General features: G+C 70.7%; 14 protein-coding genes. 12 read left to right on the top strand and 2 right to left on the bottom strand.

All coding sequences use genetic code 11. The annotated features are described in order from the left end of the window. The first annotated feature begins 28 nt into the window (after positions 1 to 28). Both ORV05_RS16650 and ORV05_RS16645 read left to right on the top strand, forming a co-directional pair. A complete protein-coding gene (locus ORV05_RS16650; RefSeq protein ID WP_268759417.1) occupies positions 29 to 1,150 on the top strand; it encodes a sensor histidine kinase in 1,122 nt (373 codons plus the stop codon). Between the two features lie 292 nt (positions 1,151 to 1,442). Beyond that, positions 1,443 to 2,114 (top strand): response regulator, encoded by a 672-nt coding sequence (locus ORV05_RS16645; protein ID WP_268759416.1) that lies wholly within the window; start codon positions 1,443 to 1,445, stop codon positions 2,112 to 2,114. 1 nt (position 2,115) lies between these two features. Here the strand turns inward: ORV05_RS16645 and ORV05_RS16640 are convergent, their stop codons facing one another. Then, entirely contained in the window at positions 2,116 to 2,679 is a 564-nt protein-coding gene (locus ORV05_RS16640; RefSeq protein WP_268759415.1) for a TetR family transcriptional regulator, read from the bottom strand. A gap of 210 nt (positions 2,680 to 2,889) precedes the next feature. Between ORV05_RS16640 and ORV05_RS16635 the strand changes: the two genes are divergently transcribed. The 4 genes from ORV05_RS16635 to ORV05_RS16620 are packed head-to-tail and all read left to right on the top strand — an operon-like array spanning position 2,890 to position 6,347. Further along, on the top strand, positions 2,890 to 4,296 hold the full coding sequence (locus ORV05_RS16635; RefSeq protein WP_268759414.1) for a hypothetical protein: 1,407 nt from the start codon (positions 2,890 to 2,892) through the stop codon (positions 4,294 to 4,296). Beyond that, a complete protein-coding gene (locus ORV05_RS16630; RefSeq protein ID WP_268759413.1) occupies positions 4,293 to 4,685 on the top strand; it encodes a FixH family protein in 393 nt (130 codons plus the stop codon). Before ORV05_RS16635 ends, ORV05_RS16630 begins: the two co-directional genes overlap by 4 nt. A 7-nt stretch (positions 4,686 to 4,692) precedes the next feature. Then, on the top strand, positions 4,693 to 5,805 hold the full coding sequence (locus tag ORV05_RS16625) for a hypothetical protein (protein WP_268759412.1): 1,113 nt from the start codon (positions 4,693 to 4,695) through the stop codon (positions 5,803 to 5,805). 2 nt (positions 5,806 to 5,807) lie between these two features. Further along, complete coding sequence (locus ORV05_RS16620) at positions 5,808 to 6,347, top strand: hypothetical protein (RefSeq protein WP_268759411.1); 540 nt, start codon at positions 5,808 to 5,810, stop codon at positions 6,345 to 6,347. Positions 6,348 to 6,404: 57 nt separating this feature from the next. Here the strand turns inward: ORV05_RS16620 and ORV05_RS16615 are convergent, their stop codons facing one another. Then, entirely contained in the window at positions 6,405 to 7,178 is a 774-nt protein-coding gene (locus tag ORV05_RS16615; protein ID WP_268759410.1) for an SDR family oxidoreductase, read from the bottom strand. An 88-nt stretch (positions 7,179 to 7,266) separates the two neighbouring features. Between ORV05_RS16615 and ORV05_RS16610 the strand changes: the two genes are divergently transcribed. The 6 genes from ORV05_RS16610 (at position 7,267) to ORV05_RS16585 (ending at position 12,602) form a co-directional block, all read left to right on the top strand. Continuing rightward, on the top strand, positions 7,267 to 7,884 hold the full coding sequence (locus ORV05_RS16610; protein WP_268759409.1) for a TetR/AcrR family transcriptional regulator: 618 nt from the start codon (positions 7,267 to 7,269) through the stop codon (positions 7,882 to 7,884). Between the two features lie 234 nt (positions 7,885 to 8,118). Beyond that, complete coding sequence (locus tag ORV05_RS16605) at positions 8,119 to 8,739, top strand: D-sedoheptulose-7-phosphate isomerase (RefSeq protein WP_268759408.1); 621 nt, start codon at positions 8,119 to 8,121, stop codon at positions 8,737 to 8,739. Further along, a complete protein-coding gene (locus tag ORV05_RS16600; protein WP_268759407.1) occupies positions 8,739 to 8,984 on the top strand; it encodes a HypC/HybG/HupF family hydrogenase formation chaperone in 246 nt (81 codons plus the stop codon). Before ORV05_RS16605 ends, ORV05_RS16600 begins: the two co-directional genes overlap by 1 nt. Continuing rightward, a complete protein-coding gene (locus ORV05_RS16595; protein ID WP_268759406.1) occupies positions 8,981 to 9,697 on the top strand; it encodes a D-sedoheptulose-7-phosphate isomerase in 717 nt (238 codons plus the stop codon). Before ORV05_RS16600 ends, ORV05_RS16595 begins: the two co-directional genes overlap by 4 nt. 6 nt (positions 9,698 to 9,703) lie before the next feature. Beyond that, positions 9,704 to 10,774, top strand: a complete 1,071-nt coding sequence (locus tag ORV05_RS16590) for an NADH-quinone oxidoreductase subunit B family protein (protein ID WP_268759405.1) — start codon at positions 9,704 to 9,706, stop codon at positions 10,772 to 10,774. A gap of 37 nt (positions 10,775 to 10,811) precedes the next feature. Continuing rightward, positions 10,812 to 12,602: a nickel-dependent hydrogenase large subunit gene (locus ORV05_RS16585; protein ID WP_268759404.1), complete on the top strand. Its 1,791-nt coding sequence runs from the start codon at positions 10,812 to 10,814 to the stop codon at positions 12,600 to 12,602. Positions 12,603 to 12,605 lie beyond the last annotated feature (3 nt).

Here is a 12,605-nt window from a genome sequence, read left to right as displayed (position 1 = left end):
GCGGGCGCCGCCATGGCAAGGTTGGGGCGTGCGGGACGTGAAGGGGGCACTGGCGTGGCAGGCGGCGCTGGTGGCGGGTGTGTGCGTGGCGGCAGACGCCGGGATCTTCCTGATCGCGGGACCGCCGCTGGACGACTGGCGCGTGTGGACGGTGTTCGCCGCCACCGTGTTCGTCGACGCCGCACTGGCCGGTCCGGCGCGCTTGTCCGGGTGGGTCGCCCTCGCGCACGCGGTGGTCCTGATCCTGGGCCCGCTGCTGCTTCCCGGGGGCCACACCAGGCGCAACATGGACAACGCGGGTGTGCTGATAGCCGGGTACCGGGCGGGCGCGTGGCTGCGCCCGGGGCAGGCCGCGGTGGCGGTCGCGGCACTGGTCTCGGCGCTCGTGGCCTGCCACCTGATCGCCGGGAACGTGCCGGACTGGCGGCTGCTGGTGCTGAACGCGCTCACCAGCGGTCTGCTGCCGTGGCTGGTCGGCCGGTACACCACGGCGCGGCGCGGTTACATCGCCGACGTGGAACGGCGTGAGGCCGAGGCGGTCCGGCGCGCGGTCGCCGAGGAACGCAGCGCCATCGCGCGCGATCTCCATGACGTGATCTCCCACCACGTCAGCGCGATCGGGGTGCACGCGGGGGCCGCGCGGCTCGGCCTGGCCGAACGGGACACCCCGGTGTGGCGGTCGCTTTCCGCCGTCGAGTCCGCGACGAGGGCGGCCATGGCCGATCTGCGCCGCCTGCTGGACCTGCTGCACGGGCAGGACGCGGACGCGCGCCGCCAGCCCGGACTGGAAAACCTCGGTGCGCTGCTCGACGGGTTGCCCGCGCGGCTGACGGTCGAGGGGAAGCGGCGGGATCTGCCCGGCTCGATGGACATCGCGCTGTACCGGGTGGCGCAGGAAGCGCTGACCAACGCCCTGCGCCACGGTGACGGCGGTACCGTCGAGGTCGAACTCGTCTACCGGGAGGCCGAAGTCGTGCTCACCGTCACGAACGCGGTGAGGCAGCACGGCAGGCGGACCGGCGAGCCGCACCACGGTCTCGCGGGCATTTTCAAACGCGTCGCCCTCTACGGTGGCCGCCTCAGCTACGGCCCCGATGGGCCGCTGTGGCGACTGAGCGCGGCGTTTCCCGTCCCACTGGAGGCCGCGTGAACGCTACTGGCGAAGCCCTGTTCGCGTGGGCCGACCGGGTGCGGGTGTCCTGCAGATCACTGGAGGCCGCGTGAACGATACTGGCGAAGCCCTGTTCGCGTGGGCCGACCGGGTGCGGGTGTCCCGCAGATCACTGGAGGCCGCGTGAACGATACTGGCGAAGCCCTGTTCGCGTGGGCCGACCGGGTGCGGGTGTCCGGCAGATCACTGGAGGCCGCGTGAACGATACTGGCGAAGCCCTGTTCGCGTGGGCCGACCGGGTGCGGGTGTCCCGCAGATCACTGAAGGCCGCGTGAACGATACTGCCGAAGCCGGGCTGACCGTTCTTCTCGCCGATGACCACGCGCTGTTCCGCTCGGGCCTGCGCGCGGTGCTGGACACCCAGGCGGATCTCACGTGCGTGGCGGAGGTGGCCGACGGGCGGGCCGCGGTGAGCGAGGCGGGCAGGCTGCGTCCGGATGTGGCCGTGCTCGACGTGCGGATGCCCAAGCTCGACGGCCTCGCGGCGACGGAGGCGATCCTCGCTCAGCCGGGCAACCGGACCAAGGTGCTGGTGCTGACCACCTACGATTCGGACGACTACGTCTACCGCGCGCTGCGGGCCGGGGCGAGTGGTTTCCTGCTCAAGAGCCTGCCCCCGGAGGAAATGCTTTCCGCGGTGCGGGTCGCGGCGCGCGGTGGTGCGCTCATCGACCCGTCGGTGACGCGCAGGCTCGTGGCCCGGTTCGCGGCCGGCATCGAGCCGCCGGAGGAGCCGCCCGAGGTGAGCAGGCTGACCTCGCGTGAGCGCGAGGTGCTGCTGCTGGTCGCGAACGCGTTCAGCAACGCGGAAATCGCCGCGGAACTGCGGGTCGGCGAGGAGACGGTCAAAACGCACGTTTCACGGGTGCTGGCGAAGCTCGGCCTTCGCGACCGGGTGCACGCGGTCGCCTACGCCTACCGGCACGGCCTCGTCCGGCCCTGACTCACCGGCCCGCGGTCACGGCCCTGAGCTCGTCGAGTGACTCCTGGATGTGTCCCGTCAGGTCGTTCCGGCCGTCGCTGGTGAGCCAGCGCTCGAACGCCACCCGGAAGACCGCCATTCCCGCTTCGGCGGTCAGGCTCGCGGTGAGATCGGCTACTCCGCGCTCGCGCAGGGCCCCGGCGAACGCCGAACCGAGGGAGGCGAGCTTGATCAGTTCCCGCTCACGCAGTTCCGCGTTGGCCTCGATGACGGCCTGCCGCTGCCGCGAGAATTCGCGGTCCGGGATGGCGCCGCCGATCGCGGTCAGCGCCGCGGCCGCCGCCTCGATCGGGGCCGCGGAATCGGGCGCTTCGGCGATGGCGCGCACAAGAAGTTCCCGCAGGGCTTCCGTGCCCGTGAACAGCACCTCCCGCTTGTCGGAGAAGTGCCGGAAGAACGTGCGTTCGGTGAGCCCGGCCCGCTGGGCGATCTCGGCCACCGTGGTCTGGTCGAACCCGCGTTCGCCGTAGAGCTCCAGCGCCGCCTGCTGGAGCCTGCCGCGCGCGTTCGGTTCCCATCGACCCATGGACCGATCCTAGATGACGACAGCATCTGCCATCGTCGGTCGGTGGTGCCGATCCGCGCCGTCCTGCCTTCTTGCCCGTGAGGGTCCCCTCACCGCGGCGTCCGGCAGGAGCTCGTAGGTCCCTAGGGGATGCCTCCCTCTCGTGGGGGATGGCGGTTCCCTCTTCGCGGTGACGCGGGCGGGCGGCGGACCCGGTTAACGTCCGTGCCGATGGGGATCCGGGGTTTTCGCGGGGCGCTGGTGGCGCTGGCCGGCGCGCTCGTACTGAGCGTGTGCGGCGCGGTGCCCGCCTTCGCCGACGGGGCGCCGAGCGGGAGCGATCTGTCCGTCGCGCAGACGCTCGGCGACCGGGAGTTGACCGTGGTGATCCGGCGCGCCGAACCGGTGCCCGGTCCGCTGCGGGTCGAAGTCGTCTCGCACGCCGGGGGCGCACCCGGGGTGCTGAACCTGCGCGCGACCGCGACGCAGGGCAAGGGGAGCAGCAGCGCTTCGCTCACACTGGGCGGGGTGCCGGGTTCCTATGCCGCCACCCTCGGCGTGGACCAGCCCGGGCCGTGGGAGCTGTCCGTCGACGACGGCCAGGAGGTCGCGCGCATCCCGTTCCTCGTGCCCGCCCGGGTGGTCGCCCCCTGGGAGAGGGCGGCCTACGGCGGATTCGTGGCCGCCGGGGCGCTGCTGCTCGTCGCCTTGGCGGCCGCGGTGCGCGCACGGCGCTCATGGATCGCACTGGTGCCCGGCGCGGCGATGGTGGCCGCACTCTCGGTCGCGGTCACGGCCGCCCTCCTGTCGGCGGGCACGCCCCAGCCGCCGCAGCCCGGCAGTCAGCTCGATCCCACCGTCGACACCGTGACCGACCCCTACCGCGTACTGTCCACAACGGACTTCTCGCGGCCGCCGGTGACGCTGTCCGTCGCAGGTGACGCCGCCGCGGGCCGGGCGGTCGATCTGGACCTCGCGTTCTCGGACGCGGCGACCGGACGGCCGGTGGACGATCTGCTGGTGCGGGACGACGCGCTCGTCCACCTGGTCGTCGTCGGTCCGTCCGGACAGCTGTGGCACCTGCATCCGTACCGCGTCGCGGCCGGCGGCTACCGGGTTCGCCTGCGCCCGCCCGAACCCGGTGAATACGCCCTGGCGGCCGAGGTGGCCCGGCGCGGCGGGGGAGTCCAGCTCGTCCGGTCCGCCCTCGAGGTCCGGGCGGGGGTCCCGGCGCCGTCTCCGGAGACCACCGCGGCCACGGTCCGGACCGTGGTGGAAGGCGCGGGGAGCCCGAGCACGATCACCGCGCGCCTGGCCGAAGCGGGCGACCTCCAGCCGTGGCTGGGCATGCTCGGTCATCTGATCGTCGTCGGCCCGCTGCCCGAGGGCGCCCCGGTGAGCGCCGCCGCGCTGTCGGCACCGGTCTGGGGGCACGCCCACGCGATGCTCCCGCCGTTGCCCGGTCCGGCCGGCGGCCCGCCCGACGAGACGGTCGCGGCCTACGGGCCGGACCTGTCGTTCACGTACACCTTCCCGCTGCCCGGCCGGTACCGGCTGTGGATCCAGGCCGAGCGCGGTTTCTCGGTGCGGACGGTGCCGGTGACCATCGACGTGCCCATGAAGGGAGCCGGGGGATGACCCGTCGCCGAATGTTCGTCCTGGCCCCGCTGGTGCTGGCCGCCGCGATCGTGGTCTGGCTGTGCCTGCCCTCCGCCGATGCCGGGACCGTGGTGCAACAGGCCGCCGGACGGATCTACCAGGTGCGGCTGAGCGTGGAAGATCCGCGCGTGGGCGTGAACGCGCTGAGCCTCGAAGTCACACCGTCCTCAGTGGAGGAAGTCCGGGTGGAACCGGTGATGCCGCAGATGGGACACGCCCTCGCGCCGGTGCCGGCGACCGTGTCCGGCCCCGGCAGCTACCGGGCCGAGGCGACCCTCCCGATGTCCGGTCAGTGGGAGCTCACGCTCGTGCTGGAAGGTCCACTCGGGACGGAACAACTCGTGATTCCGTTACTGGTCAAGGGATAGGAGGAGGATGGATCTGACCGTGGACCGGGTGGCCCGCACCGGAGCCGCCCGGGCGAGAGGGATGCCCTCGGCACTGACCGTGCTCGGTGGCACGGTGATTTCACTGATCGGGCTCACCTGGGACGTGCAGTGGCACAGCGATGTCGGCCCGGACACGTTCTTCACCGTGCCGCACCTGTTCCTGTACTCGGGCAGCGCGATCTCCGGGATCGCCAGCCTGGTCATGGTGCTCGCCGCCACCGCGGCCCAGCGCCGCGGGAGTACCCCGGACCCGGCGATCGGCGGGCGGGCGGTGCGCACGCTCGGGATCTTCGCCGCGCCGCTCGGCTATCTGGTGTCCGGGACAGGGGCCGCCTCGTTCCTCCTGTACGGGCTGTGGGACCAGTGGTGGCACGGGCTCTACGGATTCGACGCGGTGATCAACTCCCCGCCCCACATCGGCCTGCTGCTGTCGATCTCGATCACCATGGTCGGGACCGTGATGGTGTTCGCCGCCGCGCGGCAGTGGCGCTGGGGCCGGGCCGGCACGCTGGCCGCGCTGTCGGTGCTGCTCGCCTTCAGCACCGTGACCGTGCTCGGCCTGCAGGACCTCAACGGAGTGGTGAGCTGGATCGACGCGGGCACCGGGTTCCTGTCGGTGCTGATCGTGCTGATCGCTGCCGGGTTCCTCGGCAGGCCCGGGGGAGCGCTCGTCACCGCGTTCGGTCTCGCCGTGATCCAGGCGGTGTTCTGGTGGTTTTCGCCGTGGGCCGCGCGCGCCTACGCGGGAGCGGTCGGGCTGCCGGTGCGCGACTACGTCCGGGAGATACCGGAAATGCCGTCCCTGATGCCGATGTGCCTGCTCGTGGTGGCCGCGGTGGTCGAGGGTCTGCTGTGGTGGGTCCGGTCCCGCCCACCGGCGATGCGGTGGGCGGCGGTGCTCGCGGGCGGGGCCGGGGCGCTGATCGTCGCGGTCTGCGCCCCGTTCCAGTCCGCCTGGGTGACCGGCAGGCACCTTCCGGAAGCGACGCCGGTCCTCGCCACCGCGGTGGCTGGTGCCGTGCTCGGCCTGCTGGCCGGGTTCCTCGGCCACCGCTTCGGCCGGATGCTCCGGCTGCTCTCCCCGGCGGAAGGACGGTGAGCATGCTCAAGAGAATCCTGGTGCTGTTCGCGGTGCTCGGGCTGACCGCGACGGCGGCCCCCGAGGCGTCGGCCTACGAGCCGGTGAACATCGTGCACACCGAACGGGTGCAGGTGGGTCCGTACGGGATGACGGTCGGGTTCAGCGTGTGGCCCCTGCGGGCGATGCAGTCGCTGGACTTCACCTTCATCCCGGACGGCGGGATCGACGGCAAGACGGGCACGCTCGCCCAGATCAGCCCCGTGGGCGGGATGACGAGGATGCAGCCGCTGGCCCGCCATCCGCGCAAGCGCGACGTGTGGGGCCTGGACGTGCGCTCGCTGAAGTCCGCGGGCGAGTGGACCTTCCGGTTCCGGATCGACGGCCCGCAGGGCAGTGGTACCGGCGAACTGCGCGGCCTCACGGTGCTCGGCCAGCCCGGCCCGCCGATGGCGCTGAGCTGGTCGATCAGCATCCTGCCGCTGATCGCACTGGTGGCGTTCCTGGTGATCGCGTGGCGGCGGACGCGGTCCCGGCTTGTCGCAGCGGACGCGGCGGTCTGAGCCGCGCGGTGCCGGGCCCCGCCCAGGGCGGGGCCCGGCACGCTTTTCTCGTGAGGACTACAGGCCCGCGCCGCCGGTGGCGTCGAGGACGCGGCCGGTGACCCAGCGGGCGTCCTCGGAAGCGAGGAAGGCTACGACGGCGGCGACGTCCTCCGGCTGCCCGACGCGCCCGAGCGCGGCGAGGGAGGCGGCATGGCGTTCGGCCTCCGGATTGCCCCGCAGCCATCCGGCGTTGACGTCGGTGTCGATGATGCCCGGGGCGACGGAGTTCGCGGTGATACCGCGCGGTCCCAGTTCCTTCGCGAGGTTGAGCGTGAAGGTGTCCAAGGCGCCCTTCGTGGCCCCGTAGGCGATGATTTCGGGCATCGCGAGGCGGGCCGCGCCGCTGGAGATGTTGATGATGCGCCCGCCATCGCGCAACCGCTTCAGGCCGTGCTGCACGACGAAGAACGGGGCGCGCACGTTCACCGCGAAAACCTCGTCGAACCCGTCTTCGGTGAGCGAGGCCAGGTCCGAGCTCCGCCCGATCCCGGCGTTGTTCACGATGATGTCGACCCCGCCTTCCGGCGCGTGCTCGGTCACCGCCGCGTCGAACGCGGACCACAGTGCCGCGGCGTCGCCGTGGTGACCGAGTGGGGCGTGCAGGGCGAACGCGCGCCCGCCGTCCTTGCGGATCCGCGCGACGACCTCGTCGGCGGCGGCTCGCTCGCGGGCGTAGCCGATGGCGACGAGGGCGCCGTCGGCGCCGAGCCGTTCCGCGATCGCCCTCCCGATGCCCCGGCTGGCCCCGGTGACCAGCGCGATCCTGCCGTCGAGGGAGTTCCTGCCCATGGTCGTCGACCACCTTCCTATTTTTTGAGCGATAACTCAAGAAATAGGCTAGCACGACTTCTTGAGTGAGCGCTCTAGAATGTGGGGCATGGGCGAGACGCGTGCGGGGCGGGGACGGCCGAGGGGGTTCGACCGTGAAGCCGCGCTGGCCGCGGCGACCAGGCTGTTCTGGGAGCGCGGCTACGAGGCCACCTCGGTCAGCGAGCTGACCGGGGCGATGGGCATCAAACCGGGCAGCCTGTATGCGACCTTCAAGGACAAGCGGTCGCTGTTCGAAGAGGTGGTGCGCGCCTACGGCCGTTCACCCGTCGGTGCGTTCATCGGCGTGGCGCTGGAGGAGGAGGCGACCGCCTATCGCGCCTTCGCCCGCATCCTGGGCGAAGCGGCGCGCAACTACGCGGACCCGGCGCATCCGGCGGGCTGCCTGACCATCAGCGCCGCCACGAACGTCGCCGCCCAGGATGCCGAGGTCGAAGCCTTACTCCGGGAAATCCGCAACAGCAACCTCGCCGTGTTCGAGGCGCGTCTCCGGGCGGCGCGGCGTGCGGGGGAGTTGCCCGGTGACGCCGATCCGGCGGTGCTCGCCGCGTACTTCGCCGCCGTCATCCAGGGGATGTCGCAACGGGCCAGGGACGGTGCCCCGCCCGCGGAGCTGGCGGCGACTGCGGAACTCGCGCTGAAGGCGTGGCCTTCCCATCGGGATTAGTCCACTGTAGACGGTTTTCCGATGCTGTCGCCGGGGTTCGGAGTACTCGCCGGTAGGGCAGGAAAACCCTTGCCCGGCAAGTGTTGCCCGCCGCGGCGGGGTCGGGGATCACCCGCACCGGCTGAGCGTGCAGGGCCGCCCGTTCGGGCGTCCGCTTCCGGTTGTGGCCTGCGAGCGGGACCGTTTACGGTGAAGGAATTCCGACCTTTCCCACCACGCGAGGAAGTGACTGCGATGACGCGGTTTTCGGATCCACCGGACACTGTGGACGCGGTCTTCGAGCGCCGGGTGGGACCGGTGGCCGGGCTGGCCGGGCAGGCGGGCGACGTGGCCGCGGCCTGCCACACGATGGCCCTGCGGTTCCATCGCGGCGGCAAGCTGGTGGTGTTCGGCAACGGCGGCCCCAGCACCGACGCCCAGCACGTCGCGGTGGAGTTCGTGCACCCGGTGATCGTGGGCAAACGGGCGCTGCCGGCGATCTCGCTCACCTCCGACGTGGCGACGCTGACCGGCGTCGCCAACCGCGCCGGCCTGGAGGAGGTCTTCGCCCACCAGATCCGGTTCCTCGCCGAACCGCCCGACATCGCGCTCGGCATCTCCACCGATGGTGAGTGTGAAAACGTGGTGCGCGGCCTGCGCGCCGCCCGCGAACTGGGCATGGCCACGATCGCGCTGACCGGCGGCGACGGCGGGCGCATCGGCCGCGAGCCGGGACTGGGGCACGTGCTCGTGGCGCGCTCGGCCGATCCGCTCGTGGTGAAGGAAGTCCACGTCACCACCTATCACATCCTTTGGGAGCTGGTACACGTGTTCTTCGAGCAACCGGGGCTGCTCGGTCCGGGCGTGGTGGCGTGATGGACGTCCCGGAGTGCCACGACGAGGTCTGCATCACCTGTTCGGACGCCGCGGTCGAGGTCACGGTGCTCGAACTCCGGCCGGACGGGCTCGCCCTGGTCGACACCGGGTCCGGTCACGAAGAGGTGAGCGTCGCCCTGGTCCGCGCCCACGTCGGGGACACCGTCCTGGTGCACGCCGGCGAGGCGATCGCGCTCGTGGGTGACCGGGACTCCGCCCCGGGGGCCGCAGGGGCGGCGTCATGACCAACCGCCAGGCCGGGCCCGGCGCCGACATGACCGCGCTCTACCCGTTCCTCTACGCCGACAGCACGAACCTCGACAAGGTGCTCGACGAGGTGCGTTCATCCACAGTGGACAAGGCGAGGGAGATCACCGAGCTGCGCCGCGACGTGCTGGAGCGCGATGGCGAGCGGCTCGCCGCGTGCGCACAGCGCATGGCCGTCGCGTTCTCCGCGGGCGGCAGGCTCCTGGCCTTCGGCAACGGCGGCAGTTCGACCGACGCCCAGGACCTGGCGGGCCTGTTCCTCGGCCCGCCGCACCCGCAGGCCCGGCCCCTGCCCGCCTTCGGGCTGACCAACGACATCGCGGTGGTCACCGCGCTGTCCAACGACGTCGGATTCGACGTGGTGTTCGCCCGGCAGATCGGGGCCTTCGGCCGTGCCGGGGACATCGCGGTCGGGCTTTCCACCAGCGGCAACTCCGAGAACCTCCTGCGGGCGTTCTCCGAGGCCAGCCGCCGCGGCCTGCTCACCATCGGGATCTCCGGCTATGCCGGGGGAAAGATGGCCGAGCTGGACTCCATCGATTACCTGTTCGTGGTGCCTTCGCCGTCCGTGCACCGGATCCAGGAGGCGCAAACCACGATTTATCACGCGCTGTGGGAACTGACCCTCGGCGCGCTGGCGGCCCAGGAAGCGGGCCAGGCTGACGCGGGCGGACGACCCTTGCGAAGGTGATCAGGCATGACAACGGCAACCGAATCCCGGCAACCGGTGCCGGGCGGAGAAGAAAAGCCGATCCACATCCTGTGGATCAACGCGGGCCTGTCCTGTGACGGGGATTCGGTGGCGCTCACCGCCGCCACCCAGCCGAGCATCGAGGAAATCGTGCTCGGTGCCCTGCCGGGCCTGCCGAAGGTGGCGGTGCACTGGCCGCTGATCGACTTCGAATGCGGGCCGGACAAGGGCGCCGACACCTTCATCGAATGGTGGTACAAGGCCGACCGCGGTGAGCTGGATCCGTTCGTGCTGGTGATCGAGGGCTCGATCCCGAACGAGGCGATCAAGAAGGAAGGGTACTGGTCCGGGTTCGGCAACGATCCCGAGACCGGGCAGCCGCGAACCACCAGCGAGTGGCTGGACCGCCTGGCGCCCAAGGCACTGGCCGTGATGGCCGCGGGCACCTGCGCCACCTACGGCGGTATCCACGCCATGGAGGGCAATGCGACCGGCGCCATGGGCGTGCCCGACTACCTGGGCTGGGACTGGAAGTCCAGCGCGGGCATCCCGATCATCTGCGTGCCGGGCTGCCCGATCCTGCCGGACAACTTCTCCGAGACCCTGCTTTACCTGCTGTACCAGGCGGCGGGGCAGGCACCGATGATCCCGCTCGACGAACACCTGCGGCCGACGTGGCTCTTCGGCGCGACCGTGCACGAGAACTGCGACCGCGCGGGCTACTACGAGCAGGGCCAGTTCGCCGAGGAGTACGGCTCGCCGCAGTGCCTGGTCAAGATCGGGTGCTGGGGTCCGGTGGTCAAGTGCAACGTGCCCAAACGGGGCTGGATCAACGGCATCGGCGGCTGCCCGAACGTGGGTGGAATCTGCATCGGCTGCACGATGCCCGGATTCCCCGACAAGTTCATGCCGTTCATGGACGAGCCGCCCGGGGCGCACCTGTCCTCGGCGATGAGCAGGGCCTACGGATCGGTGATCCGGCGGCTGCGGACCTACACCGAGAAGACCACCGACACCGAACCCAAGTGGCGCACCAAGGGGCGGAAGCTGCTGACCGGCTACCGCGCCCCGTGGTGAGCGCCGCGCCCGGACCGTAGCGAAAGGTATTCCAGCGATGGTTACTGCGGCACAACGCAAGAGCGGCGGCACCACCAAGACGGACCTGGTGGAGATGGCCTGGGACCCGATCACCAGGATCGTGGGCAGCCTCGGCATCTACACCAAGATCGACTGGGCCCAGAAACGGGTCGTCGAGTGCCACAGCACGTCTTCGGTCTTCCGCGGCTACAGCATCTTCATGAAGGGCAAGGATCCGCGGGACGCGCATTTCATCACCAGCCGGATCTGCGGGATCTGCGGCGACAACCACGCCACCTGCTCGGTCTACACCCAGAACATGGCCTACGGCGTCCGCCCGCCGCACCTCGGCGAATGGATCATCAACCTCGGCGAGGCCGCCGAGTACATGTTCGACCACAACATCTTCCAGGAGAACCTGGTCGGGGTGGACTACTGCGAGAAGATGGTCGGCGAGACCAACCCCGGCGTGCTCGAACAGGCCAACCGCACCGAGGCGCCGCACGCGGAACAGCACGGCTACCGCACCATCGGCGACATCATGCGCTCGCTCAACCCGCTGGAGGGCGAGTTCTACCGGGAGGCACTGCAGGTCTCGCGCCTGACCCGGGAGATGTTCTGCCTGATGGAGGGCCGCCACGTGCATCCGTCCACTTTGTACCCCGGTGGCGTGGGCACGGTGGCCACCGTGCAGCTGTTCACCGACTACCTGACCCGGCTGATGAAGTACGTCGAGTTCATGAAGCGGGTCGTGCCGATGCACGACGACCTGTTCGACTTCTTCTACCAGGCCCTGCCCGGCTACGAGGAGGTCGGCAGGCGCCGGATCCTGCTCGGCTGCTGGGGCACCCTCAACGATCCCGACCACTGCGACTTCACCTACGAGAACATGGCGGACTGGGGCCGCAAGATGTTCGTCACGCCGGGGATCGTGGTGGACGGGCGTCTGGTCACCAACAGCCTGCTCGACATCAACCTGGGCATCCGGATCCTGCTCGGCAGCTCCTACTACCAGGACTGGACCAGCGAGGAACCGTTCGTCACGCATGATCCGCTGGGCAACCCGGTGGATCCGCGGCATCCGTGGAACCAGCACACCATTCCGCAGCCGCAGAAGCGGGACTTCGACGACAAGTACTCCTGGGTGATGTCGCCGCGCTGGTTCGACGGCACCGACCACCTGCCGCTGGACACCGGCGGCGGGCCGCTGGCCCGGCTGTGGTCCACCGCGCTGTCCGGGCTGGTCGACACCGGGTACGTCAAAGCGACCGGGCACAGCGTGCAGATCAACCTGCCGCGCACGGTCACCAAGCCCGAGACGACCTTCGAGTGGAAGATCCCCCAGTGGAGCAACGCGCTGGAGCGCAACCGCGCCCGCACCTACTTCCAGGCCTACTGCGCGGCGATGGCGCTGCACTTCTGCGAGAAGGCGCTGGCCGAGATCCGCGCCGGCCACACCAAGACCTGGGAGCCGTTCACCGTGCCCGAGGAGGGCGTGAGCTGCGGGTTCACCGAGGCGGTGCGCGGGGTGCTGTCCCACCACATGGTGATCAAGGGCGGCAAGATCGCCAACTACCACCCGTACCCGCCGACGCCGTGGAACGCCAGTGTCCGGGACAGCTACGGCACCCCGGGCCCGTACGAGGACGCGGTGCAGAACACGCCGATCTTCGAGGAGAACACGCAGGAGAACTTCAAGGGGATCGACATCATGCGCACGGTCCGCAGCTTCGATCCGTGCCTGCCCTGCGGTGTGCACATGTACACCGGCGGCGGCCGGACGCTGCAGCGCATCCACACCCCGCACGCGTTCACCCCCGCGGGCTGAGCC

The sequence above is a fragment of the Amycolatopsis cynarae genome (assembly GCF_026802195.1).
Lineage (GTDB): Bacteria > Actinomycetota > Actinomycetes > Mycobacteriales > Pseudonocardiaceae > Amycolatopsis_E > Amycolatopsis_E rhizosphaerae.
Note: the sequence above shows the minus strand (reverse complement) of the source record. Positions and strands in the feature narration are given on the sequence as shown.